At 69.0% G+C, this 26,319-nt stretch carries 13 protein-coding genes and 1 pseudogene; 10 read left to right on the forward strand and 4 right to left on the reverse strand.

Annotation, left to right across the window (positions count from 1 at the left end; genetic code table 11):
• Positions 1-41: 41 nt before the first annotated feature.
• Both ABZS43_RS23795 and ABZS43_RS23800 read right to left on the reverse strand, forming a co-directional pair.
• A complete protein-coding gene (locus ABZS43_RS23795; RefSeq protein WP_355038208.1) occupies positions 42-1,166 on the reverse strand; it encodes a catalase family protein in 1,125 nt (374 codons plus the stop codon).
• Positions 1,167-1,178: 12 nt separating this feature from the next.
• Positions 1,179-2,948 (reverse strand): annotated as a pseudogene (locus ABZS43_RS23800) (peroxidase family protein); the annotation flags it as partial.
• A 458-nt stretch (positions 2,949-3,406) separates the two neighbouring features.
• Between ABZS43_RS23800 and ABZS43_RS23805 the strand changes: the two are divergent.
• Positions 3,407-4,156 carry a hypothetical protein gene (locus ABZS43_RS23805; protein WP_355038148.1) on the forward strand — a complete coding sequence of 250 codons (750 nt, stop codon included), beginning with the start codon at positions 3,407-3,409 and terminating at the stop codon, positions 4,154-4,156.
• Positions 4,157-4,169: 13 nt separating this feature from the next.
• Here the strand turns inward: ABZS43_RS23805 and ABZS43_RS23810 are convergent, their stop codons facing one another.
• Positions 4,170-5,081 (reverse strand): thermonuclease family protein, encoded by a 912-nt coding sequence (locus ABZS43_RS23810; RefSeq protein ID WP_355038149.1) that lies wholly within the window; start codon positions 5,079-5,081, stop codon positions 4,170-4,172.
• Positions 5,082-5,368: 287 nt separating this feature from the next.
• On the opposite strand from ABZS43_RS23810, the gene ABZS43_RS23815 reads away from it, so the two are divergent.
• Together ABZS43_RS23815 and ABZS43_RS23820 are read left to right on the forward strand one after the other, a co-directional pair.
• Entirely contained in the window at positions 5,369-6,361 is a 993-nt protein-coding gene (locus ABZS43_RS23815) for an alpha/beta hydrolase family protein (RefSeq protein WP_355038150.1), read from the forward strand.
• Entirely contained in the window at positions 6,358-7,779 is a 1,422-nt protein-coding gene (locus ABZS43_RS23820; RefSeq protein WP_355038151.1) for an MFS transporter, read from the forward strand. The genes ABZS43_RS23815 and ABZS43_RS23820 overlap by 4 nt, the downstream gene beginning before the upstream one ends.
• Before the next feature lie 103 nt (positions 7,780-7,882).
• Here the strand turns inward: ABZS43_RS23820 and ABZS43_RS23825 are convergent, their stop codons facing one another.
• Entirely contained in the window at positions 7,883-10,126 is a 2,244-nt protein-coding gene (locus tag ABZS43_RS23825; protein ID WP_355038209.1) for an MMPL family transporter, read from the reverse strand.
• Between the two features lie 264 nt (positions 10,127-10,390).
• On the opposite strand from ABZS43_RS23825, the gene ABZS43_RS23830 reads away from it, so the two are divergent.
• The 7 genes from ABZS43_RS23830 (at position 10,391) to ABZS43_RS23860 (ending at position 26,287) form a co-directional block, all read left to right on the forward strand.
• Positions 10,391-16,792 carry an SDR family NAD(P)-dependent oxidoreductase gene (locus ABZS43_RS23830; RefSeq protein ID WP_355038152.1) on the forward strand — a complete coding sequence of 2,134 codons (6,402 nt, stop codon included), beginning with the start codon at positions 10,391-10,393 and terminating at the stop codon, positions 16,790-16,792.
• Positions 16,793-16,820: 28 nt separating this feature from the next.
• Positions 16,821-18,215: a condensation domain-containing protein gene (locus ABZS43_RS23835; protein WP_355038153.1), complete on the forward strand. Its 1,395-nt coding sequence runs from the start codon at positions 16,821-16,823 to the stop codon at positions 18,213-18,215.
• The gene (locus tag ABZS43_RS23840; protein ID WP_355038154.1) at positions 18,215-18,901 is read left to right on the forward strand and encodes a hypothetical protein; all 687 of its coding nucleotides are present in this window, start codon (positions 18,215-18,217) and stop codon (positions 18,899-18,901) included. Before ABZS43_RS23835 ends, ABZS43_RS23840 begins: the two co-directional genes overlap by 1 nt.
• Before the next feature lie 126 nt (positions 18,902-19,027).
• Positions 19,028-19,900 carry an alpha/beta hydrolase gene (locus ABZS43_RS23845; RefSeq protein ID WP_355038155.1) on the forward strand — a complete coding sequence of 291 codons (873 nt, stop codon included), beginning with the start codon at positions 19,028-19,030 and terminating at the stop codon, positions 19,898-19,900.
• 131 nt (positions 19,901-20,031) lie between these two features.
• Positions 20,032-21,708 carry an NAD(P)-binding protein gene (locus ABZS43_RS23850; protein WP_355038156.1) on the forward strand — a complete coding sequence of 559 codons (1,677 nt, stop codon included), beginning with the start codon at positions 20,032-20,034 and terminating at the stop codon, positions 21,706-21,708.
• Positions 21,705-25,277, forward strand: coding sequence for a pyruvate:ferredoxin (flavodoxin) oxidoreductase (nifJ, locus tag ABZS43_RS23855; RefSeq protein ID WP_355038157.1), 3,573 nt, complete (start codon positions 21,705-21,707; stop codon positions 25,275-25,277). The genes ABZS43_RS23850 and nifJ overlap by 4 nt, the downstream gene beginning before the upstream one ends.
• Positions 25,277-26,287, forward strand: a complete 1,011-nt coding sequence (locus ABZS43_RS23860) for a dihydroorotate dehydrogenase-like protein (protein ID WP_355038158.1) — start codon at positions 25,277-25,279, stop codon at positions 26,285-26,287. Before nifJ ends, ABZS43_RS23860 begins: the two co-directional genes overlap by 1 nt.
• Positions 26,288-26,319 lie beyond the last annotated feature (32 nt).

Consider the following 26,319-nt stretch of genomic DNA (forward strand, 5'->3'; position numbering starts at 1 on the left):
TGCCGCCGATAGCGCGGGCGGATACACGGGCGGCGCGGTGGTCATCGCGGGAGTTGGTCGGGGGTGGGTTCGAGGCGGGGCGCGTTGTCGACGTGGTGGCGATAGTTGCTCGACGCCTCGTACACGCGCTGCTTGAGCCTGTTGATCGAGCCCAGCGGCCGGTGGACAGCGAGGCCACGCCAGGAGTTGAACGACAGCACGTCGTCACCGAAGGCCCGTCGTTGCGGGGTGTAGGGGTCCTGGACGTCGAAGCGGATGGTCGCGACGGTCCGGTGCGGTGATCGGGCTTCGGGCCAGGCGACGGTGGCGTCCTCGATCGGCATGGTGTCGGGGTCGGTGCACAGCTGCACCCGCAGCTCGTATTCGGCGCTGTGGCAAGCGAAGAAGTCGACGACCATGTCCTGGTGGGCGTTGACGCCCGCGTCGTTAGCCACCGGTCGGCCCGTGAGGGCGCGGACTTCCGGTGACACCGGGGTGTAGAGGATCTTGGCGATGTAGTCGCCGTAGCGCAGGGGCGCCGAGGAGTAGAAGGTTTCTCCCAGAATGTGGGTGTTGGGTCGCACGAACACGCCCAGGTTGGGTGGCAGGGGACGTCCGATACGCCGCAACACGTGCGCGTCGAGCGCGGAGAGGATGGTGCTGGCCGTGTGCAGTACGGGATCGGGCAAGCGGGCCAGCACCCATGCGGTGGGCATTCCCCTGGTGTAGTAGGCGTGGGCATCGGCGAAGAGGAATTCACGGTGGGTGACCATGATGAAGTCCTGGGTGGTGGCCTCGTCGCCGGGCAACGCGCGTGGCCCGTCCACACCGAGGACCTTGATTCCCAGCCCGCGCACGCCGCGCAGCTGGTCGCTGCGGATCGCTCCCGAGGTACTCGACAGCCGGGCGACGACGGGATAGGTGGCGGGGGCGGCGAACAGGCCTTGAGCCAGTTCGGGCGGCAGGTCGGGGTGGACGACGAGTTCGCCGCGCAGGATGCCGTGGCTCTTGGCGTGCGCGTCGCGCACCCCGTGCTTGTATTTGCGGAAGGCGCGTTCGTTGTTGGCGCGCAGCACCGCGATGATCTTGTCGATATCCTGTTCTTCGTCGGGACGTGGTTGTTCGAGGTCGTCGCGGTAGCGCAGGTAGGACTGCGCGGTCGGGCGCGAGGCTGCCAGGTCGGTCATCGCGGTCGTCTCCTTTCCCGCTCCCGCGGCGGATCCGACGGTTCGCCACGGAGCGAAGGGGTTGGTGACGCCATCGAGAGCGGGCGCCAAGGTGGGAAAATGGCGCAGCAGGACGCTGCGCATGGTGTTGTCACGTACCCAGGACATACCTGCCTCGGTGTAGATCTCGGGACGGAAGTCGGTGGTGAAGAATCGGTCGGCCGACAGCCGACGTGACGCCATGAGCACGAACAACCGGAATGCGGTGTCGCTGAAGCCGAATCCGGGTGGCTTGGGTTCGGCGTAGAGCCCTATCATGAGGTCGACGTCTTCCACATCGCCGTAGACCCGCTCGAGTTCGCGCGCCCACACCGGATTGTCGGTCAACTCCTCGAACGACACGGCGGGCCGGAGCCGCAGGTGGCGGCGGAACTCGTTGTAGCGCGGCACTCCCCGTTCACGGACCCGCAGTATGTCCACGGTCGCCAGGTCTATCAGCGGGTGGCCGGGGCGCGCGAGGTTCTGCAGGTGGACCGGGTAATTGTGCAGGGTCAGCGCACCGGGGTTGGCGCGGCCGAACGAGTAGAACAAGGCGTCCATCGGGGTCTCGGCCAGACGCTCACGGATGTGGGCGACCCCCAGATCGGGCAACGGATGCTCGGCGACGACGCTGTCGTCGGCCAGACTGCGGATCGCGAGGTCATCCGGGATGAGGGGATGCATCCGGTACACGGCGACGAATTCCTCGGTCAGCGAATACGGGATGCCGTGGTCATCGACGGCGGAACCCGGTATGCCGCACAGCACTTCGTTGCCACTGAGGCGACCGAATCGGCGGGCGATCCGCTCACCGATGAGACCGAACCAGTTGGCGCGCATGGCGACGACGGTGGTGGGGTGAGCGATGATCGCCGGTGTCCAGTCGATGGTGTGGATCTTGGCGATCAATGCCGAGTTGACCAGACGAGCGGTGTCGTAGAGTCGCTGATCGCTCATGTCGGGGTAGCGGCGGGTGAGGCGCTCGCAGATCGCGTTGTGTTCGCGCATGAACAGCGAATGCAGTAGAGCGAGGCCGACCCAGGCGTTGGCCGCGGTGCTCGACGACTCCAGTAGCCCTTCCACATCCAGCGGCGGAAGTCCCAATTCGTCGACCTCGACTCGCCCCTTCTCCCCCGTCCGCAGCACGTCGGCGAATTTCGCCGTGCTGCCATAGATCTGGGAAGCGTCCCACCAATGGGATTCCTCGGTCGTGTAGGTAGGGGGGCCGCCGGGTTCGGGACTGGGGACCGAGGGGGTGCGCGGGATCGTCATGGGGTGCGCCGGCCACGGATCCTGATCGGCCAGCGGCACGGTCAATGGCTCGACGTCGGACTCGACGTGGCTGAGCCAATCGTGGACCTCGAACTGAATCCAGGCCGCCGCCAACAGATTCAACGTGGTGGCCGGTTCGAAACGCTTACGCGTCAACAGCTCCCGACTCACCACCCGCGGGTTGGGCACCAGTATCCGATCGGAGTCCTCGGGAAAGGTGTACTCCAGCGCGACGTTTCGCCCGAACCGGCAGCCGACCGAACCCGCTCGTGGATCAGCGAGGCTGTTGTAGGTCCCGTCGATGGTTCGCGCGCGCCGGTGTTCGCCTGCGGCAGACCCGTCGGTCGGCAGCGATCCGTCCGGATGGGGACCGGTGTCGAACAGATTCTCGGCACGCAGTCGGCTGCGCAAGCCGACGAGGACGGCCAATCCCACCGGGGTGGGCAACCGGAACCAGCCGACGGTGCGGTCGAGCGCCTCGGCGGCCACCACCAACAGCCGGGTGACAGGTCGCAGGCGACGCGACGACGGGGGCGGGGGCGGCCGCGGAGTGGTCCCCCGCGCTGGACATGTCGACTTCGCGCTGACCATGAAAGAACCTCCATGTGGCTGGCGCGACCTGCGACGCGCCCGAGATCGAATCGAATGCCAGTCTCCGGGGTGGCGAGACACCCGTCACGAGTAGTGGGCTACCCCAAGCCTCGATCGCTGCGGCGGAGGTGTCGGCCCGCTGGCACCACCACGGGCGACCCGTCCGGCTCCGGGCAAACGGGCTGGCGCTGCCGTTATCGCGGTCACGCCGTCACCGCCGCGCGGCTGCCGATGCCGCCGCGCGCAATCGGGTAGGACGGTACGCGCGCCCGGGCGGCCACGGTTGGACCACGCTGTCTTCGACGGTGCCGCCGGACAGCGGGACCCGTTCGCGGCAAACAGCAGGAAAGGGCGCTCGGATGATCAGTCCGATCGAAATCAAGGTAGACCTCGACGGTGACGTCGCGGCGGCACTGACCCGGCTCGGATGTACGGGCCGTCCGGCGATCGACCGTCGCATCTGGTTCGCCGAGACCCACCCCGTCGATCCCGGCACAACGCCGACATTGCTGTCGAGCCGGATCGTCATCCGGTTACGCAGCGGAGAGAACGACGACCTGACCGTAAAACTGCGCCCCTGCCTGCCGGCGCAACTGGTCGGCAGATGGACCGCCCCCCGCGCCGACGACGCGCTGCGGTACCGCATCGAAGAAGACTGGAACGCCGAACGACGCGTGCTGTCCGCCTCGGCGATCAGCGAGCGACCGGCCGGATCCCTGCGCGCCGCCACGATGCTCGGCACCGACGTCACCACCGTCCTCGACCCCGCCCAGCGCCAGTTCCTGGTGAGCTGCACACCACCGGGCGTAGCGGTCGACCGCCTCCTGGTCATGGGCCCGATCGCGTCGACGAAGTGGACGAAGGTACGCGTGGGTGATCTCGAGGTCGATGCCGAGCGCTGGAGAATCGCCGACCTCGATCTGCTCGAACTGTCACTGCGAGTCACCCCCGAGCGCGGTGAGTCACACGCCGAGGTGCGAGACCGCGCCCTCGACCGACAACGCCGATTCGAGACCGCGGTACGTCACCATGGTCTGCGCGTCGCGACCGGCGAGACCAAGACCAAGCAGGCGCTCACCGCGTTGACGGCGCGATCGGTTCGCCGCTGATCGGCTCCCCCGGCTATCGGATGCCGACCAGCCTGGGTGACGGCGTCAGGTTGAGTCTGCTGACGGCATCACGCACATCGGCCGGCCACAGGAAAAGCCGATAGATCGGGTCGATGTCGAAGTAGTCCTCGGGCCCGACCAGCACTCTCGTTCGTATGTCGACGCAATACCGCTCGCGCCAGCCGAATGGATCGGACACCGGCTTGCCGTCGACGATGATCGACCTGGCGATGCCGAACAGTCGCTCGACCGAACGGTATTCGTATGCCGGCATCGTCTCGGGCACATCCCAGATCCCGCCACCGGCGGTGACCGCCTCATCGGCCGCGCTGAGGAACAGCGGCAGATCCAGCTCACCGGGTATCGAGGGGTAGATGATGAAAGGCACGGCCCAACCCGCGCGCACCATGTCGAGATTGAAGGTCGAGCGCTGCTCGCGGGTCAGAGTTTCGCGTTCGGACTTCGAATAGTTCGGGGCGACGTAGGCAAGGAGGCGGCCATTGGTGTCGAACGGCGAGTCCGCGGTGCGGACGAAGAGCGACCGCTTGCTCCCGTCCGGGCGTGTCAATCGTTGCGCGGCATTCGATTTGGCGAAATCCGCGGCCTGAGTACCCTGAGCGAACTGCAGCGTCCCGGCCTTGCCGGTGGTGAGCTTCGGAAGCAGGAATTCCGCGAATCGGCGCGATACCGGCACGTCGGCCGGACGCTGCTGAATCCACTGCGCGAGTTGGGCGAACTTCTCGTCCACTCTGTCGGCGCCCTGTTGTGATCCGGCGGTGATTTCGGGAGTGTCGATCGACAGCATTCGCACGGGCATCCGGATGCTCGGGGTGTCCCCGTCATGGATGTCGATCAAGGTTTTGGTGTCGAGCGAGGGCATGCTGACACCGGCCGGTGACCAGAAGATCTGTACTGCCTCGAACATCGCATTTCCTTCCGAACCGAGATCTGCGTGCGTTCCCTCCGAACACCTCTATCGTCGGCTCGAACCGCCACGCTCCACACGAGTAGACCCGTACTCGAATCCACCGACGCGAATCGAGCTCGGATGGTCGCCTTACCGCCTCGCGGCCCTCCCCGGTTTGGGAACCCGATCTACACACGCCAGGACCAATTGGTAACGACCACAAGATTGCTCGATTATCGAGCGCGGCAGCACGCGAATGTTCTTGACTGCGAATCGGAGTCGTCCCACCGGGACCAGGAGTCGATATGTCGGAACAGCTGCGGCGGGCGGGCGCGGTACTGCTCGCCGCTTCGCTATTTCTCGCCTGCGTCTTGACGAGCGCGCACGCCGATCCCGCACCGGCGGACGCCTCGCGAATTGTGCAGATCCGGCCGGGGACCGGCAGGCAGACCCAGCTCGAGGTGTACTCGGCTGCGATGGACCGGACCGTGCGCATGACGCTGCTGCGCGCGGCCGACCCGGATTCGCCCGCGCCGACGCTGTATCTACTCAATGGTTCCAGCGGCGGCTCGGACGGGAATTGGGTCGATCGCACCGATCTCGCCGATTTCTTCGCCGCCAAGCAGGTGAACGTCGTGGTGTTACTGGACGGGGCGGGCAGCTACTTCACCGACTGGCGCGCCGACGACCCGGTGCTGGGCAGGCAGCGCTGGGCCACCTTCCTGACCGAGGAACTGCCCCCGATCGTGGACGGCGCGTTCGACGGCACCGGAGCGAACGCCATCGCCGGGGTGTCGATGGCGGGGACCTCGGTGTTCCAGCTGGCGCTGGCAGCACCGGGTTTCTACCGGGCGATCGGCTCCTACAGCGGTTGCGTGCGCACCAGCGACCCCGCGGGCCAGGCCATCGTCGGGGCTGTGGTCACCACCCAGCGCGGCACCCTCGCCAATATGTGGGGGCCGCCGGGAGATCCGGCCTGGCGGGCGAAGGACCCGTATCTGCAAGCGGACAAGCTGCGCGGCACCGCCGTCTACGTCTCCACCGGAACCGGCCTGCCGGGGCCGAACGACAATCTCGCTGGCGCGCGCGGCGAGGTCACACACCTGCTCTACCAGTTCCTGTTCGGGGCCCCACTGGAGGTGGTCGCGAACGTATGCACGCGCCAGTTGCAGGAGCGGCTCCGCACGGCGGGGATCGCCGCGACCTTCGATCTGCGGCCGACCGGCACCCACTCCTGGGGCTACTGGCAAGACGATCTGCACAAATCCTGGCCGATGTTCGAGGAGGCTCTGAATTGACCCGCAGAGAGGCCGCGGTGGCCCTCGGTTCCTTCGGGGCCTGCCTGATCTCGGTGTTCATGCAGATGATCGACGTGACGATCGTCAACACCGCGCTCCCGGTGATCACCGCCGAGCTGGGGGCGTCCCGGTCCCAGCAGCTGTGGGTGGTGGCCGGCTACTCGCTCGCCTTCGCCTGCGTGCTGCTCACCGCGGCCCGCCTCGGCGCGATCACCGGGCGCCGCCGGATGTTCCTGTGGTCGGCGGCGGCCTTCACCGCCGCCTCGCTGTGGTGCGGAATGTCCACCAGCGCTATGGAACTGGTGCTCGCCCGGATCGTCCAGGGCGTGGCCGGGGCGGGCATGGCGGCCCAGACCATCGCGGTCATCACCTCCTCCTTCCGGCGCGATCACCAGCCGTACGCCTTCGCCGTCTACGGCGCGACCGCCGGTTTCGCGGGCATGCTCGGTCCGATCCTCGGCGGCGCGATGATCACCCTCGACCCGTTCGGGCTCGGCTGGCACGTCATCTTCCTGATGAACCTGCCGTTGGGTGTGCTCGCCATCGGGCTGGCCGCGAAATACCTGAAACTCGGGCCGGCGCCGCAACGCCCGCCGCTGGACCTGCGCGGCGCCGTGGTCGCCACGGCGGCGCTGTTCCTGCTGCTCTTCGCGCTGGCGGACAGCCAGCAGGCGGGGTGGCGGCCGCTCCACGGGATCTACGTCGTGGCCGCGCTGGCGCTGGGCGGGCTGTTCGTGGCCTACGAACGGGCGACCCGGCGGGGCGGCGGCGTCGCGCTGGTCCGGCTGGATCTGTTCGGCGACAAGGGGTTCGCCGTCGGTTCGGTACTGGTGACGATCTTCTTCGGACTGTTCACCGCGTTCGTGTTCACCGTCTCGATCCTGTTGCAGGACGTGCTGCGGTTCTCCGCGCTGCGCACCGGGATCGCCATGACCCCGTTCGCCGTCGGCGCGGGTGTCGGCGCCGTCCTCTCCCCGATTCTGGTGAATCGCTGGGGTATTCGCGCGCTCGCCACCGGGGTCGCCTTCTTCGGCTTCTGGGTCGCGGTTGGCGTCGGGTACCTCTACGTGGGCTCGGGTGCGGTGAACCTGGCGCTGGTCACCGGACCGGTGTTCCTGGCGGGCTTCGGGGTCGGGGTGTTCGGCGTCCCGTTGCAGCCGATCATGCTCGCGGGATTGAGCGACCGCGATATGGATGAGGCGTCCGGCCTGCTGCCCACCGTCGAACAGATCGGCAACTCGGTCGGGCTCGCGGTGCTCAGCGCGCTCTTCTTCCGCGCGCACACGCTGACCGGCAGCATGACCATGCTCTCCGCGATCGCCGTCGCGGCCATCGGGCTCGGCGTGCTCACCCTGGCGCTGCCCGATCGCCGCGCCACGCTCGGGGCGACGCCATGGAGCCGGGCCACCGCGGCCTGACCGCGCCGGAAGGCGCGTCCTGTTCCCAACGGCCGTGCACGTCAGCCGGACTCGGTGTTCGGCTCGCCACCGCTCACCACTCGCCGCGGGCGGGTCCCGTACGCTACCGAGATTCACCCACCCCGGCCAGCGATTCCTCGAATTCGCCACGTGCCTCGGCGGATTCGGTCCGCGCCCCGGCGACCTCGGTGACGGCGCCGTCCGGCTCACCGAACTTGGACAGGCGGCGCAGCGGACCCGGAGCCCACCAGGAGGCATCGCCGAACAGCTTCATGGTCGCCGGCACCAGCAGCATGCGCAGGATGGTGGCGTCGATGAACAGCGCCGTGACCATGCCGATCGCGATGTACTGCATCATGACCAGCTCCGACAACGCGAAGGCGCCGCACACCACGAGCAGGATGAGGGCCGCGGCGGTGATGATCCACCCGGTGCGCGCGATACCGGTGCGCACCGCCTCGGTGGTCGTCGCACCGTTCGCCCTCGCCTCCACGATGCGGGCCAGCAGGAACACCTGGTAGTCGGTGGAGAGGCCGTAGATCACCGAGATGATCAGCACCAGAACGAGTGCCATGATCGGCTGCGGTGTGAAGTTCAGCAGCCCGGCACCGTGCCCTTCGACGAAGATCCAGGTGAGGACGCCGAGTGTGGAACCGAGCCCGAGCAGGTTCAGGATCCCGGCCTGCAACGGCAGCACCACGGAGCCGAAGGCCAGCACCATGAGCACCGTGGTGATCAGGAAGACCAGCGCGATCATCCACGGCATCCGGTCCAGCAGCGCGTCGACGCTGTCGCGTTCCACCGCGGGCTGGCCGCCGACCAGCACGATCGTGCCCTTCGGCACCGGCATGGCACGCAGGTAGTCGATGGTCTCGTCGGCGTCGTGCGCGTCCCGCACCACGGTCGAGGTGGTGAAGACGCCCAGTTGCGACTGTGCCTGCACGGCGTCCGGGAACGGCGCCTTCAGGCCGGGGGCGCGGCTCGCCGTGTCCACCACCGCGTCGATGTCGGCGGTATCGCGCGTGATCACCATCAGGTCGACCGGATTGATCTGGCGCAGTGGGAAGATCTCGTCGAAGTGCTGCTGCGCCGTGCGCACCGGATGTTCCGGCGGCAGGAAGCGTTCGGAGATTGTGCCGAAGGCGACCTCGCGCACCGGGGCGATGAGCACCACCAGGATCGCCACCACCGGCACCGCCACCACGATCGGCCTGCGGATGACCCACCCGGCGATCCGGCCCCACGGATTGTCGCGCTGGTCCGTGTCCGCCCGGCGGGAGTGGAACCGGTTGAAGCCCAACCAGTCCACCCGCCGACCGAGTACGGCCAGGACGGCGGGCAGTACGGTGACCGAGAGCGTCGCCGCCAGCGCCACCGTCACCATCGCGCCCAACGCGAACGAGCGCAGGAAGCCGTGCGGGAACAGCAGAATCGCGCCCGACGCGACCACCACGATGGTCGCGGAGAACACCACGGTGCGACCGGCGGTCGCCACCGAGCGCCGCACCGCGTCCGGCACCTCGTGGCCTGCGGCCGACTCCTCCCGGAACCGGCTCACGATGAACAGTCCGTAGTCGATGGCCAGGCCGAGGCCGATCATCGAAATCACAGGGGAAACAAAGGAATTCACTTCCATGAAGGTGGTCAGGAAGCGGACGATCCCCCACGCCCCGAGCACGGTCAGCCCGCCGACGATCAGCGGAAGCGCCGCGGCCACCACCCCACCGAACAAGAAGAACAGCAGCACCGCCACCACGGGGATCGCGACCAGCTCCATGCGTCGCTGATCGTGCGCCATGGTGTCGTTGAGCGCGAGCGCGACCGGTTGCCCGCCGGCGACCTCCATGTCGACGCCCGGTATCGGGAACTCATCGGCGACCTCGCGGTAGTTGTTCAGCACCGTGGTGTCGTCGGCGCCGCGAATGGCGACCGAGGCGAAGGCGTGATCGCGCTGCTCGCTGCCGAAGACGTCCGGTACGGCCAGTCCGGTGTCGGTCGCCCAATAGGTGCCGTTGACCTTGGCGATCTGGTCCGGGAACCGTTCCGGCAGGCTGTTCAGGTGGTCGACGACGGTGGCGGCGAAGTCCGGGTCATCGATGGTCTTGCCCGCGGGCGCGTGGAACAGCAGGATCACGTCGGCGATGTGGTCGTGGCCGAACCCCTCGTCCCGCAGCCGGGCCGCCCGCGCCGATTCCGAACCGGGGTCGTCCCACCCGCTGACGCTGAGGTGATCGTTGAGCCCGAGGCCGTAGACACCGAGCGCAAGGAGGCCGCCGACCACGACCGCGATGACGGTGAACCGCCGCCGGACGATGAGATCGATCCAGCGGGTGAACTCGCCGAACAATGCCGCCTCCCTACCGAGAATCCTGATCTGGCACCGGTCGCCGGACACTTGAAACATAAGCAACCGCAATCGATTCCACAGCCTCTGATTCGACGGGTTCGAGATTCCACAATCGAAACGTGATCGAATTGTGAAGTGTCCCTGAAGCATGTGGCGCCCCCTGTGATGACCGTTACGCTGAGGCCATCGCCAGCTGCGCAGGCCTAATTCACGAGTCGCCGGAAATCGATGGCGCTCAAACCAATCCGGCTCGGGAGGATGTGCATGTCGGATATCGCAATTGTCGGCATAGGGTGCCGATTCGCAGGGGGAATCGACTCGCCCGACACATTTTGGGAATTCGTCCTGGACAAACGTGACGGCGTGGTGGACATGCCCGCCGATCGCTGGGACTACCGCCGCTATTACGACCCGGAACCTCGCACGCCGGGCCGCAGCTATACCAAGCGCGGCGCCTTCATGACGACCGATCCGTGGGCGTTCGACCCTGACTTCTTCGGCATCTCGCCGCGTGAGGCCACCGTGCTCGACCCGCAGCAGCGTTTGATGCTCGAGGTCACCTGGGAGGCGCTCGACGACGCCGGGATCGCGCGGCACGCGGCAGGCGGGTCGGTCGGCGTCTACGTGGGCGGTTTCGTGGTGGACCAGTCGGTGATCGGCGTGGTCGGCCCGGCGCTTTTCCACACCGATATGCACACCCCGGCCAGCGCGTCGTACACCATGCTGTCCAATCGGATCGCCTACGCGCTCAACCTGGTCGGGCCCGCGCTCACGGTCGACACCGCGTGCTCGTCGTCGCTGGTCGCGTTCCACCTGGCCTGTCAGGCGCTGGAGAACGGCGACTGCGAGGTGGCGATGGCGGGCGGGGTCAACGTGATGCTGCAGCCGGAGACCTTCGTGCTGATGTGCAAGGGCGGCTTCCTCGCCGCCGACGGGCGCTGCAAATCCTTCGACGCCTCCGCCGACGGCTACGGCCGCGGTGAGGGCGCTGGCATGGTGGTGCTGAAGAAGCTCGACGACGCGGTGCGCGACGGCGACCGGATCTACGCCGTGGTCAAGGCGACCGGCTCCAATCAGGACGGCCGCACCACCGCGATCACCGTGCCCAACGCCGATTCCCAGGAGTCGCTGGCGCGTTCGGTGTGCACCCGCGCCGGGTTGCCGCCGGAGTCGATCACCTACGTAGAAGCGCACGGCACCGGCACCCTGGTCGGTGACCCGGTCGAATTGCGCGCGCTAGGGCGGGTTTTCGGCGCTCCGGCCGGACGCACCGAAACGCTCGGCGTCGGTTCGGTGAAGTCCACCCTCGGACACACCGAGGCCGCGGCCGGTATCGCGAGCGTGATCAAGGCGGCGCTGGCCATTCGGCACCGCACCATCCCGCCGCAGGGCTGGATCGACAAACCCAACCCGGACATCCCGTTCGACGAATTGGGCCTGCACGTCCAACTGGAGGCCGAGCCGCTGCCCGAGGACGCCCCGCCGATGACCGTCGCGGTGAACGGTTTCGGCTACGGCGGCACCAACGCGCACGCAATCCTGCAGGAGTACAAGCCCGCCACGGTCGTCGAACCGGCGCGGGAGCCGAAACATTACGGCGTGCTGCCGATCTCGGCGCGCAGCACCGGCGCGGCCCGTGCGCTGGCGGGCCGGTTCGCCGACCTGATCGCCGCCGGCGCGGAACCGGAGCGGTTGGCCGAGGCCGCCTGGACCCGGATGGCGCACCACCAGTACCGCACCGGCATGCTGCTCGGCGACACCGACGACCTGGTCCGGGACCTGCGCGCCTTCGCGGGGGGCGAGGGCCGCGACGCCGTGCGCACCATCGTGGCGCGGACCACCGAGCCGGTATTCGTGTTCTCCGGCATGGGCCCGCAGTGGTGGGGCATGGCGCGCGGACTGCTCACCGCCGAAGGCGTTTTCGCCGATACCGCGAAGCAGATCGATGACGAGTTCCGCGCGGTCGCGGGCTGGTCGATCATCGAGGAATTGCTGAAGCCGGAGGAGGAGTCGCGGGTCACCAGCACCGAGGTCGCGCAGCCCGCCAACTTCCTGGTGCAGGTGGCGTTGGTGCGCGAACTCGCGCAGTACGGCATCGAGCCCGCGGCCATCGTCGGCCACAGCGTCGGCGAGGTGTCCGCTGCCTATATCAGCGGCATGCTGTCGCTGCGCGACGCGGTGCTGGTGGCGTACCACCGGGCCCGGCTGCAGGCGAGTACCGCCGGTTCCGGTGGCATGCTCGCCGTGGGCATGTCGCCCGACCAGGCCCGCGAACTCGTCGCCGACGATCCGAGGGTGGATATCGCCGCGATCAACAGCGCGAGTTCACTGACCCTCTCCGGTGATGTCGACCGGCTCGACGAGATCGCCGAGAAGCTCACCGAGGACGGCATTTTCGCGCGCCGCCTGCGGGTCGAGGTGCCGTATCACAGCCGGCTCATGGACCCCATCCTGGACGAGTTGCGCGACGTGCTGGCGAAGCTCGAGCCGATGACGCCGACCGTTCCGCTGTTCTCCTCGGTCACCGGCGAGCAGGTGCTCGGCCCGGACTGGGACGCCGAGTACTGGTGCGCCAACGTGCGCGAGCCGGTGCGCTTCGCCGACGCGATCACCAAGCTGATCGCGCAGCGCCGGGTCTTCCTCGAGGTCGGGCCGCACCCGGTGCTGTCCGGCAACATCAGGGAGACGCTGCTCGGCGCGGACGTGAACGGCACAACGGTGCCGACGCTGGATCGCAAGCAGCCCGACTCGGACAGCATCCGGCGCTGCCTCATCGGCCTGTACGGCGCGGGTGTGCTCGACCTCGACAGGCTGTTCCCCGCCGATCGGGCCGCCACCGCGCACGTGCCGCTGCCTCGGTACCCGTGGCAGCGGACCCGGCTGCACTCGCCGCTGCCGCTGTTCGAGCAGGCCCGCCTCGGCACCCCCGGCGGCTACGCCATGCTCGGTGATCCGGACGTCGAGGGCAGGCCGGATTGGCTACTCCAGGTCGGCACCGAACTGCTGCCGTGGCTGGCCGATCACGTGGTCAACGGGATCAAGATCATGCCGGGCGCCGCGTATCTGGACGCGGCGCTGAGCGCCACCGCCAAACGGCTCGGCGTCGAACGCGTCGCGCTGGAGCAGGTCCGCTTCGTGGCGCCGTTGATCATGGGCGCGCCGGATGTCCCGCTGGTCGCGCTGACCGTGGAGGAGGCCAGCGGCCGCTTCCTGATCCGCTCCCGCTCGGCCACCGGCACCGCCTGGACCCTGCACGCCTCCGGTCGCACGCTGACCGGCAGCCACAAGCAGACCAAGGTGGAGGTCCCCGATATCGAGGTCGGCGTCGACGTCGACCCGAAGATGTTCTATACCGGCCTGGCCGCGGCGGGGTTGCAGTACGGCCCATCCTTCCAGCGCGTGATCACCGCGCGGGTCGGCAAGGACGCGGTGGTGGCGACGGTGGACGGCAGCATCGCCGTGGACTCCGGCCACCTCGCGCATCCCGCTGTGGTCGACGCCGCGATGCAGACCGCTGCCCTGTTGTTCGCCGAATCCCGGGTCGACGAGGGCACTCTGGTGCCGGTTGGCGTGGCGGCCGCGCGGCTGGTCGCGCCGCTGCCCGAGCGGATCACCGTGGTCGCCCGGCGCGATCCAGGGGCCAGGCTGCGGGCCGACGTGGATCTGCTCGACGACGACCACAACCTCGTGATGCGTTTGAGCGGCCTGCAGATCGGCGCGCTCACGCCGGGCCAGGACCCCATGCGCCGGATGGCCGACTTCTTCTACACCGAGACCATGGAGCAGCGGGATCCGCTCGATCCCACTGCGTTGCCGCAGGATTCGGTGAGCACGGTGGTCGTCGCACTCGGCGGCGCCAACAGTCGCGCGGAGGCGCTGGCCGAGGCGATCCCCGGCGCGCGGTTGCACCTGGCCGGGCTGCCAGGAGAGGAGCCGGAAGCCGGCCTGGCCGCGACGCTGGAGGCCGCGAGGGCCGACGGCAGGGACCGGCTGCACGTCGTCGTGGTCGCGGGCTCCGTCGCCGACGATGTCGCCGATCTGTGGACGCTCGAGCGTGTCGCGGTCGCCATCGACGCGTTCGCGCACCCGGAGGACACCGAGCAGGGAGCGGGGAGCGTCTTCGACGACGGCCAGTGCCACGTCACCCTGGTGACCGAGCACGCGTTCGCGGTGCCGGACAACCCGGCCCCGGCGGACTCGAAGCAGGCCGCGTTGGCCGGTGCGCACCGGGTGCTGCTGAACGAGCAGACGACGCTGCGGTGGCGGTTGATCGACGTGGAGCCCGAGACCGAGACGGCCGAGCTGGTCACCGAACTCGCTGTCCCGGGCGCGTTCTGGACCGATAACACCGACGAGGTCGCGTTGCGTTCGGGTACCCGCTGGACCCCGCTGGTGACCAAACCGCTGCCGGATCGCCTGGACGCGCTGGACACCGCCGAGCCGCTGACCGACCCGGAGGCCAATTTCACGCTGGAGATGCCCCGCACCCGGTTGCTGTCCGCGCTGGCCTGGCGGCAGTGCCCGCGCCCCGATCCGGGCTCGGGACAGCTCGAGGTCAGGATGAAGGTCATCGGCCTGAACTACAAGGACCCGCTGAAGGTCATCGGCCTGCTCGGCGAACGCGAACTCGCGCCGACCTACTTCGGCACCGTCCCCGGTATGGAGGGTGTCGGCGAGGTGGTGCGGGTCGGCCCCGATATCACCGACCTCGCGGTGGGTGACCTGGTCGCGATCGCCGCCAAGGGCATGATGCGACGCTATGTGGTGGTCGACCGGACGCGGGCCATCCCGCTGCCGCCGGACGCCGATCCCGGATACTGCACCAGCACCATCGCCTTCGGCACCGCCGAATACGCGCTGCGGGATCTGGCCCGGCTGGAACCGGGAGAGACCGTGCTGATCCACGGCGCCGCGGGCGGTGTCGGCACGGCCGCGATCCAGGTCGCCAAGGACCGGGGGGCGCGCATCATCGGCACCGCGAGCACCGACGAACGCCGGGCGCATGTGCTCGCGCTCGGCGCCGATCACGCGATCGACTCGCGCTCGCTGAACTTCGTCGACGAGGTGCTGGCGCTGACCGGCGGCAAGGGCGTCGAGGTGGTGCTGAGCAGCGCGCCGGGCGAGATCCTGCGGCAGAACTTCAACGCCGTCGCCGAATTCGGTCGCATCGTCGAGGTCGGCAAAGCCGACATCTACACCGGCGGCCTGCTGGAGCTGGCCAACTTCGACAAGAACGTGGCCTACTACTCGATGGACCTGGACCGCCTGGTCGCGGTCGACGCGCAGCGGCTGATCACGCTGCTACAGCGGGTCTACGAGAAGGTGCTGGCCGGCACCTACACACCGCTGCCCTACCGCCTGTTCGAGACCGACGACGTGGCGAGCGCGTTCGAGGAGACCATCCGCTCGACCGGCCTGAACCGGATCGCGCTGCGGATGGATTCGGCGCTGCCCGCGGTGCGGCCGTACCTGCCCGAGGTCGAGATCGACGAGGCCGGAACCTATCTGGTCACCGGCGGTTTCGGCGGCTTCGGTATGGCCATCGGGCGCTGGCTGGCCCTGCGCGGGGCGCGGCGGCTGGTGCTGGTCGGGCGCAGTGGCGCGAGTACCGAGGAAGCGCGCAGGCAGCTCGAGGCGTGGCGCGCGGCAGGCGTCGAGGTGATCGAGGAACAGGCCGACGTCACCGATCCGGACGCGATCGCCGCGATCGTCGGTCGGGCGCACACCGCCGAACATCCGCTACGCGGGGTGTTCCACGCGGCAGGTTCGGTCGCCGACAATCGCCTGGCCGCCATGACATTCGACGAACTCGACATCGTGTACCGCCCCAAGGTGCACGGCGCGCGGGTGCTGCATCAGGCGGTGTCCGAGGCCGGGATCCGGCCGGACATGTTCGTGCTCTGCTCCTCCGGCGGTTCCATGTACGGCATCTACGGCCAGTACAACTATTGCGCCGCCAACGTCGCGGTGGAGACCCTGGCCCAGGAATGGGCGAGGGCGGGCGAGCGGGCGCTGTGCATCGGCTGGGGCCACCTGTCCGGCGCGACCGGCGGCATGGCCGCCGACGAGACGGCGGTGAAGTACCTCGATCTGGTCGGCTTCGACCCGATCGACATGGCCGACGCCACCGCGTATCTGGAACAGACGCTGCGCCTAGGCGTTTCGCGTGCCGCTATCATCCCGACCGACTGGGCCAAGCTGACCGGCACCTTCCCGCAGCTGACCCGCACCGGCCGCACCATCGCGCTCGCGCAGGTCTCCGCCAAGGACACCTCGGAACTGGCCCAGCTGCGGGCCGAGGTGGCCGCGATCGAAGAGGGCAAACGGGGCGCCTTCGTGGCCCGCAAGATGGCCGAGGAGCTCGCCGTGGTCATGGGTGTGCCGGTCGAGTCCATCGACATGACCGTCCCCGTACCCGAACTCGGCCTGGACTCGCTGATGGCGGTGGAACTCGGCGCGCGGGTCACCAAGACCCTCGGCATCGACCTGATGTCGCTGCAGATGGGCCGGTCGTTCAGCCTGGAACAGGCCGGTCCGAAGGTGGCCGAGCTGATCCTGGCCGCGGAATCCGCCAACGGGCAGTCGCTGCCGGACCCGGCCGCGCTGGTCGCCGAGGCCGCTCCGAACGGCGCGGCCGAACCGGTTCCGGTGGGAGCCCCATCGTGACCGGCAGTTCTCGAAACGAGGTTGCGCCATGGTCGATTTCGGCCTGATCGACGAATGGGAACCGGCGCCGGGCCGGCTGACCAGCTGGGTGGCGTCACCGGAATCGGTGGCGCGCGCCCGGCTTGCGCCTGCCCACCCGGCCCCGCCCTCGCACCAGCAGGAGCAGTACCTGCGGCTGGCCGACCAGCACGCCGCGGCGGAGTTCCGATACTCCGGCCTGTGCCTGGTGACCGCCGAGATCCCGACCGGTGACCTGAACCGGGAGGCGATGACCCGCGCGGTCAACGCGTTCCTGTTGCGGCACGACACCTTTCGGACGTGGTTCCGCATCGGTGCCGGCGGCGCGATCGAGCGGCACCTGGTGCCCGAGGCGGATGTCGAATTCGTGCCGGTCGACTGCGGGCGGGTGGACGACCCGCGCACCGTCCGGGACCACGTGCAGAAGACCACGCCCGGCCCGTTCGACTGGGACTGTTTCACCTTCGGGACGATCGAGCGCGAGGATTCGACCACGGTCTACCTCGCGGTCGATCACCTGCACACCGACGGGTTCGGGCAGTACCTGTCCGGATTCGACCTCGCGCTGCTCTACACCCGCGAGGTGTGGCCCGACGCCCCGGACATGCTGTCCCCCGCGGCCAGCTATCTCGACTACTGCACGGTCGAGCGGGCATACACCGGGCAGATGTCCCTCACCTCGCCCGGGGTGCGCAAGTGGCTGGAACTGATCCGCGGGAACGAGGGCAGGCTGCCGTCGTTCCCGCTGGATCTGGGCAAGCGCACCGATATCTACAACCGCAGCGCGCACCGCACGGTGACGCTGTTCGACGAGAACACCGCCTCCCGGTTCGAGCGGCGCTGCCGCGCGAACGGTGCGGAGTTCGTCGGCGGCATCTTCGCCGCGGCGGCGCTGACCGAACGCGAACTCGTCGACAGCGACTACTACTTCGGCATGACACCGGTGAGTACCCGCGGCACCGCCGCCGAACGCGCGTCGGTGGGCTGGTATGTGACGCTGCTGCCGGTGGCGTTCCCGCTCGGCGCCACCTCCTTCGACCGGGTCGTGAAACTCGCGCAACACGCCTACGAGAACGGGCTCCGGCTGGCGCCCACCTCGTTCCAGCGAGTGGTCGAACTGCTGCCCGCCGATTCCGACCTGGACCTGAAACCGGGCTGGTCCTGCCCGATGATCTCGTACGTGGATGCCAGGGAACTGCTCGGCAACGAGTTCTTCGACATGGCGTCGTGCGGGCTGTACGCCAATCGCGCCGCGTCCGAACAGGTTCTGATCTGGATCAACCGGCTGGCGACGGAGACCACGCTGAGCGTCATCTACCCGGACACCCCGGTGGCGCACAGTTCCGTGGAACGCTATGTCGCGCGGCTCGCGGCGGTCTTCGACGCGGCCGCGCGGGAGGAATGATGATCGACACCATCTTTCGCGACCCGGGCATTCCCGACGGGGAGAAATCCGTCTATACCGTCGGCGTCGCGGACCAGCCGCCCACGCTCGACCTGGTCAGCGTGATCGGCCACGACGGCGACGGCTACCGTTCGATCGTCCAGGCCGGCTCGGGCGACGGCACCTTCACGATCACCGTGGAGCAGCGGTTCCAGCGCGCGGGCGACCGCATCCGGGCCGCCAACTACCGCGCCGAAACCCGTTCCGGCGCAACGGTGGTGAGCCGCGAGGAAGCGGACTTCCTCGGCACAAGCCACCTGCAGTTCGGCGGCGGCGTCGCCCCCTTTCCTACCGACCTCATGCCGCTCGCGGGCGGCCTGACCCTGCTGCGCGGGCTGGACTTCACCGAGGGCGTCGAGGAGGACATCGCCCTGTGGCTCGCCTTCTCGGTGCACATTCCGCTGAGCGCGAAGGTCGAGCAACGCACCGTGGTCGACGTCCCGGCGGGGCGGATCGACTGCTGGCAGATCCGGCTGCGGCCCCGCCTGTCCGGGCTGAACTCCGTGCTGGAGAAGATGCTCGGCGGTTTCCTTCCCCCCGCGGTGGCGCACGTCGAGGCGGCCCCACCACACCGAGTGGTCCGGTTCGGTTTCCCGACCGGTCCGATGCCGTGGGATCCCCGCGGCCTGATGGAACTGGTGACCTGAGGAGGCCCGCGCCGGGGAGGGCGGCATCAAGGATTTCGAGGTCGTGCGACGTCGGCGCTGCGATGAGTTCGGGCGAGCCGCACCGTCTACTCAGTACGATCCCGCGACCTGAAGGAGATTCCGCTGATGCCCGCCACTGTCGAAACCCGCGCACTCGACGCCCCCGGGGCCACCCTCACCTACGACATCCACCCCGCTACGAGTCCGAGTGAGCACCCCCCGCTGTTCATCCTCGGATCACCGATGGAAGCCGCCGCTTTCGCCACGCTGGCCGGGCATTTCACCGACCGCACGGTGCTGACCTACGACCCGCGTGGCACCGGCCGCAGCCCGCTGGCCGACCCGGTCGGCGAAACCGATCCGGCCCAGCACGCCGCCGACCTGCAGCGGGTGCTCGATGACGCGAAATTGGACCGGGTGGACGTATTCGCCACCAGCGGTGGCGCGGTCAACGCCCTGGCCTGGATCGCCCGTCACCGACCCGCCGTACGAACCCTGGTCGCGCACGAGCCGCCGACCGCGCAATTCCTGCCCGACCGCGAGACGGTGCTGGCGGTGGTCACCGACATGGCCGACACCTACCAGGCCGACGGGGAGGGGCCGGCAATGGCGAAGTTCATCGCGCTGGTCTCCCAGCAGGGTCCACTGCCTGCCGACTACCTCGACGGCCCGGCACCGGATCCGGCGATGTTCGGACTTCCCGCCGACGACAACGGCTCACGCACCAATCCGCTACTGGGACTGAACATGCGCACCTGCAGCGCCTACGAACACGACATCGCCGCCCTGCACGCCTCGACGACACGCATCGTGATCGCTACCGGAGCGACCTCCGGTCAGCAGTTCGCCGCCCGAGCCGCCGACGCTTTCGCCGCCAACGGCTTCGAGCACACCCTGGTGCCCGGCGATCACACCGGTTTCCTCGGCGGGGAACACGGCCAGTACGGCGAACCCGACGCCTTCGCCGCCGCGCTGCACCAGATCCTCGACAACAACTGATCACCCGACACCCGCACCCGACGGCGACAACCGAAGTCACCGGGAACGCCCGACGGCGCGGGCCGGGACTTATGGGGTGGCAGGGCGCGCGTAGTGCTGTCCTGCCGCCTCGTAGGTCCTAAGGTGGGGGCATGACTGCCGACGCGCGCAGCACCGGCGGGACCGGCGAGCATCCGGCCCGGCGCTCACGGGAGCTCACGCCGCTGCCGGATCTGGTGCACGGTCGGCCGAGGGCCGGGCCGGAGCGGGTGCGCCGCCCGGTGTATGTGGATCTGCTTCCGCCGTGCAACGCCGGCTGCCCGGCCGGGGAGAACATCCAGGCCTGGCTGGCCCACGCGAAGGCAGGCCGGTACGAGCAGGCCTGGCGGCAACTGGTGGACGACAATCCGTTCGCCGCCATCCACGGCCGGGTGTGCTATCACCCGTGCGAATCCGTCTGCAACCGCGGTCGTCTCGATGACGCGGTATCCATCCACGCGGTCGAACGCTTCCTCGGCGACCAGGCCCGCGAGCACGGCTGGACATTCCCCCCGCCGCCGAGCCGCAGCGGCCATCGTGTCCTGGTGATCGGCGCAGGCCCGAGCGGGCTGTCGGCCGCCTATCATCTCGCGCGCCGCGGCCACGACGTCGAGATCCGCGACGCCGAGGCCGAACCCGGCGGGATGATGCGCTACGGCATCCCCAACTACCGGCTGCCCCGGGACGTGCTCGACGCCGAGATCGGCCGCCTCGCCGCCCTGGGGGTGCGCGTCACGCTCGGCCACCGGGTCGAGGACCTCGCCGCCGAACGCGACGAGGGCGGTTTCGCCGCGGTGTTCGTCGCCGTGGGCGCGCATCTGGCCAAGCGCGTCGACATCCCGGCCTGCGACGCGGGCACGATGGTCGACGCGGTGTCGTTCCTGCGCCGGGTCGCCTCGGGCGAGCGGCCCGAGGTCGGGGAGCATGTGGCGGTCTACGGCGGCGGCGACACCGCCATGGACGCCGCCCGCGTCGCCCGCCGTCTCGGTGCGCGGGACACCGTCATCATCTACCGCCGCACCCGCGAGCAGATGCCCGCCCACCGCGGGGAGGCCGAGGACGCCGAACGCGAAGGCGTGCGGATCAATTGGCTACGGACGATTACCGCGTTCGCCGGCCCCGAACTGCGGGTCGAGGTCATGGAACTCGACGAGTCCGGTCAGCCCCGGCCGACCGGGCGTTTCGAGACCCTGGCCGCGGACACGGTGATCATGGCGATCGGCCAGCAGACCGAGTCGGCGTTCATGCGCACGCTGCCAGGCGTCGAATTCGACCGTGACGGCAGCGTGCGGGTGAACGAGTCGCTGATGACCGGGTGTGCCGGGGTGTTCGCCGGCGGGGACATGGTGCCAGGAGAGCGCACCGTGACTGTGGGGGTCGGGCACGGCAAGAAGGCGGCCCACCACATCGACGCCTGGCTGCGTCGAGCGTCCGACGAACGACCCGCCAAGCATCCGCTCGCCACGTTCGAGCAACTGCACCTGTGGTACTTCGCCGACGCCGACCGGCGTGTACAGCCCGAACTACCCGCCGCCCAGCGCACCGCCGGGTTCGACGAGGTGGTCGGCGGCCTGTCACCCCAGGCCGCGATGTTCGAGGCGGGCCGGTGCCTGTCGTGCGGGAACTGCTTCGAATGCGACGGCTGTCTCGGCGCGTGCCCGGAGGACGCGATCGTCGAACTCGGTCCCGGCCACGGGTACCGCTACGACTACGACAAATGCACCGGCTGCGCGGAGTGTTTCGAGCAGTGCCCGGTCCATGCCATCGAGATGTTCCCGGAGCCGAGATGACACGTGTGACGGTCGACGGTAACGAGGCCGCCGCCTCGGTGGCCTACCGGCTCAACGAGGTGTGCTGCATCTATCCGATCACCCCCTCGTCGACGATGGCCGAGCTCGCCGACGAATGGTCCAGCTCCGGGCGTCCCAACCTGTGGGGCACGGTGCCGACGGTGGTGGAGATGCAGAGCGAGGGCGGGGCGGCGGGCGCACTGCACGGCGCGTTGCAGGGCGGGGCGCTGGCGACGACATTCACCGCGTCGCAGGGCCTGTTGCTGATGATCCCGAACATGTACAAGATCGCCGGCGAGCTGACCTCGGCGGTCATGCATGTCGCCGCCCGATCCCTTGCCGCGCAAGGGCTATCGATCTTCGGCGACCACTCGGACGTGATGGCGGTGCGCCAGACCGGGTTCGCGTTGCTCGCCTCGGCATCGGTGCAGGAGGCGCACGACCTGGCGCTGATCGCACAGGCCGCCACGCTCCGCACCCGGGTGCCGTTCCTGCATTTCTTCGACGGGTTCCGTACCTCGCACGAGCTCAACACCATCGAGGACATGTCCGACGACGACCTGCGGGCTCTGGTGCCAGAGGAACTGATCCGCGCCCACCGCGCGCGAGCGTTATCGCCGGAGCACCCGTTCATCCGGGGCACCGCACAGAACCCGGACACCTACTTCCAGGCACGCGAGACGGTCAACCCGTTCTACGCCCGCGTTCCGGCGGTGGTGGACGAACTGATGGCGCGGTTGGGGCAGCGCACCGGCCGCGACATGCGCATCGTCGATTACACCGGCCATCCCGAGGCCGAGCGGGTGTTGGTGCTGATGGGTTCCGGGGCGCAGACCGCCGCCGAGACGATCGGTGCTCTCGCCGCCGCCGGGGAGAAAGTCGGCGTGGTGCAGGTGCGACTGTATCGGCCGTTTCCCACCGACGCGCTGCTCGCCGCGCTTCCTGCCACGGTGCGCACGATCGGGGTGCTCGACCGCACCAAAGAACCCGGCTCGTTCGGGGAACCGCTGTATCTCGACGTCGTCGCCGCCCTTGCCGAGGCGTACACCACCGGACGGCGGGAGCGTCTGCCGCGAGTGTGCGGCGGACGCTACGGGCTCTCGTCGAAGGAGTTCACCCCAGCCATGGTGGCCGGGGTGCTGGCCGAACTCGCCCACGAGCACCCGCGCAGCCGCTTCACCGTCGGCATCGACGACGACGTCTCCGGCACGAGCATCGCCTACGATCCCGGCTTCGACATCGAGGCCGACGACACCGTGCGGGCGGTGTTCTTCGGTCTCGGCTCCGACGGCACCGTCAGCGCCAACAAGAACACGATCAAGATCCTCGGCGCGCAGGCGGACCTGCACGCCCAGGCCTACTTCGTCTACGACTCGAAGAAGTCCGGCTCGCAGACCGTCTCGCATCTGCGCTTCGGGCCCCGCCCGATCCGCGCGCCGTATCTGATCGGCCGGGCCGATTTCGTCGGCTGTCACCAGTTCCGATTCCTCGAGAAGGTCGACGTGCTCGGCCGGGCCGCGGACGGTGCCGCGCTATTGGTGAATTGCCGGTATCCGGCCGACAAGGTGTGGGATGCCCTGCCGCGGCCGGTGCAGCAGCAGATCCTCGACAAGAACCTCACCCTGTACGCGGTCGACGCGGGCCGCATCGCCCGCCAGGTCGGCCTGGCCGGGCGGATCAACGTGGTGCTGCAGACCTGCTTCTTCGCGATCTCGAACGTGCTGCCCCGCGAGCAGGCACTCGCCCGGATCAAGGACGCCGTCGCCGCCACCTACGCCGACCACGGTGCCGACGTGGTCAGGCGCGAACTCGAGGCGGTGGATCGGGCCGTCGAAGCCCTGCACCGGATTCCGGTCCCGGACCGCGTCAGCAGCGCCATCGAGCCGGCCCCGCTCGTGCCCGCCGACGCCCCCGAATTCGTGCGCACCGTCACCGCGGAGATGCTGGCGGGCCGCGGTGACGCGTTGCCCGTCAGTGCGCTGCCGGTGGACGGCAGCTACCCAAGCGGGACCACCGCCTACGAAAAACGCAATATCGCCGAGCTTGTCGCGGCCTGGGATCCCGACACCTGTATCCAGTGCGGCAACTGCGGTTTCGTGTGCCCGCACAGCGTGATCCGCACCAAGTTCTACGACGGGGATCAGCTCGCCGACGCCCCGCCGACATTCCTGTCCGCCCCGCTCGCTGCCGTCGGGTTACCGCAGGCCCGCTACAGCCTGCAGGTCTACGCCGAGGACTGCACCGGCTGCGGCCTGTGCGTGGAAGCCTGCCCTGCCCTCACCCCCGGTACCCCGCCCGCCAAGGCGATCAATCTCGCCCCCCGCGAACCCCGGGTGGCCGAGGAGCGGGAGAACATCGCGTTCTTCGAGACCCTGCCCGCCGTCGATCGTTCCCGCGTCGATTTCGGCACCGTCCGAGGCACGCAATTCCTCGAGCCGCTGTTCGAGTTCCCCGGCGCGTGCGCGGGCTGCGGGGAAACCCCGTATCTGAAGCTGCTCTCGCAGCTGTTCGGGGACCGGGCGATGATCGCCAACGCCACCGGGTGTTCGTCCATCTACGGCGCCAACCTGCCCACCACGCCGTGGACCACCAACGCCGACGGCCGCGGCCCGGCCTGGTCGAACTCGCTGTTCGAGGACAACGCCGAATTCGGCCTCGGGTTCCGCCTCGCCGCCGACACCCACACCGCCCAGGCCCGCGCCCTGCTGACCACGTGGCGGCAATCGCTCGGCGCCGAGCTGGTCGACGAGATCCTCACCGCGCCGCAACTGCGCGAATCGGAACTGGCGGCCCAGCGCGCTCGGGTGGCCGACCTCGCCACCCGCCTCGACCGGCTCGCACCCGAGGTCGCCGAGGAACTGCGCAGCGTGCTCGATCATCTGATCCGCCGCAGCATCTGGATCGTCGGCGGTGACGGCTGGGCCTACGACATCGGCGCCGGGGGCTTGGACCACGTTTTGGCCAGCGGCCGCGATGTCAACGTCCTCGTCCTCGACACCGAGGTGTATTCCAACACCGGCGGGCAGATGTCCAAGGCCACCCCGCTCGGGGCGATCGCGAAATTCGCCGCCGGGGGCAAGACGGTTCCGATGAAGGATCTCGCGTTACAGGCCATCGCCTACGGCAACATCTACGTCGCCCGGGTCGCGATGGGAGCCGATCCGCAACACACCTTGCAGGCGATGCGGGAAGCCGAAGCCTACGACGGGCCCTCCCTGGTGATCGCCTACAGCCAGTGCATCGCGCACGGCATCGACATGCGTCTCGGGATGGACCAGCAGTACCGCGCGGTGGCGAGCGGGCACTGGCCGCTGATCCGCTACGACCCGGTGTTGCGCGCGGCCGGGGAGAATCCGTTCCTGCTCGATTCGCACCGCCCGAGGATTCCGCTCGAGGACTACCGCAGCCGCGAACTGCGGTACCGCGCACTCGCCAATAGCGATCCGGCGGAATACGACCGGCTGCTCGGCCTCGCCGAGGAGGCGATCGCTCAGCGCTGGGACCGGTACGAGGACATGGCATCGCAGGGGTCGCACCACTTCACCGCCGACGCCCGTAAGGACCGCTGATGGACCTTTCGACGCGATACCTTGGCCTGGCCCTGCCGAATCCACTGGTGGCGGCGGCCTCCCCACTGTCACGGACGGTCGACGGTGTCCGTCGGCTCGCCGAGGCGGGCGTCGGTGCCGTGGTGCCCTATTCGCTGTTCGAAGAGCAGTTGCTGCGCGAAGCGGAGCGCAACGCGGCACTGACCGAGCACGGTTCGCACAGCTACGCCGAGTCCCTGTCGTACTTTCCGGCGCAGGCCATCTCAGACCGCGGACCGCGCCGCTACTTGAGTCTGCTCGAACGCGCCGCTCAGGCGGTCCCCGTCCCGGTGATCGGCAGCCTGAACGGCGTCACCCCGGGCGGGTGGGCGGGTTACGCCCGATCGATGCAGGACGCCGGCGCGGCCGCGATCGAGCTGAACATCTACTACCTGCCGGGTGATCCGCACATCAGCGGCAGGGACGTCGAACAGCGGCACCTCGACGTGCTGGCCTGGGTCAAGGACGCCGTCACCGTGCCGGTGGCGGTCAAAGTGAGTCCCCAGTTCAGTTCGATCGGCGAGATGGCACTGCGTCTACACGGGGCCGGCGCCGACGGGTTGGTGCTGTTCAACCGGTTCCTGCAGCCGGACATCGACTGCGAGACTCGCACCGTGGTCGCGGACATCCCCCTGTCCACCGCGGCCGACTCCCGCCTGCCGCTGACCTGGATTTCCCTGCTGCGCGGGCGGATCGGCGCCCAACTCGCCGCGAGCAGCGGGGTCGAGGACGCCACCGATGTGATCAAGTACCTGCTGGCCGGGGCGGATGTCGTGCAGTCCGCCTCGGCGCTGCTGCGCCACGGCCCCGAGTACGCCGCCGTCCTGCTCGACGGCGTGCGCCAGTGGATGCGCCGCAAGGAATATCGCAGCGTCGACGAGTTCCGGGGGATGCTCGCCGTGCCGCCCGGCGCGGACGGGACCGGCTGCGAACGCGGCGACTATGTCGGCGCGCTACGCGAGGCCGACAACCGCGCCTACGGCATCCTGTGAGCGGCGGCCGGGACACGACGCCTCCCCCTTCG

It is taken from the genome of Nocardia sp. NPDC005366 (assembly GCF_040606855.1).
Taxonomy (GTDB): domain Bacteria; phylum Actinomycetota; class Actinomycetes; order Mycobacteriales; family Mycobacteriaceae; genus Nocardia.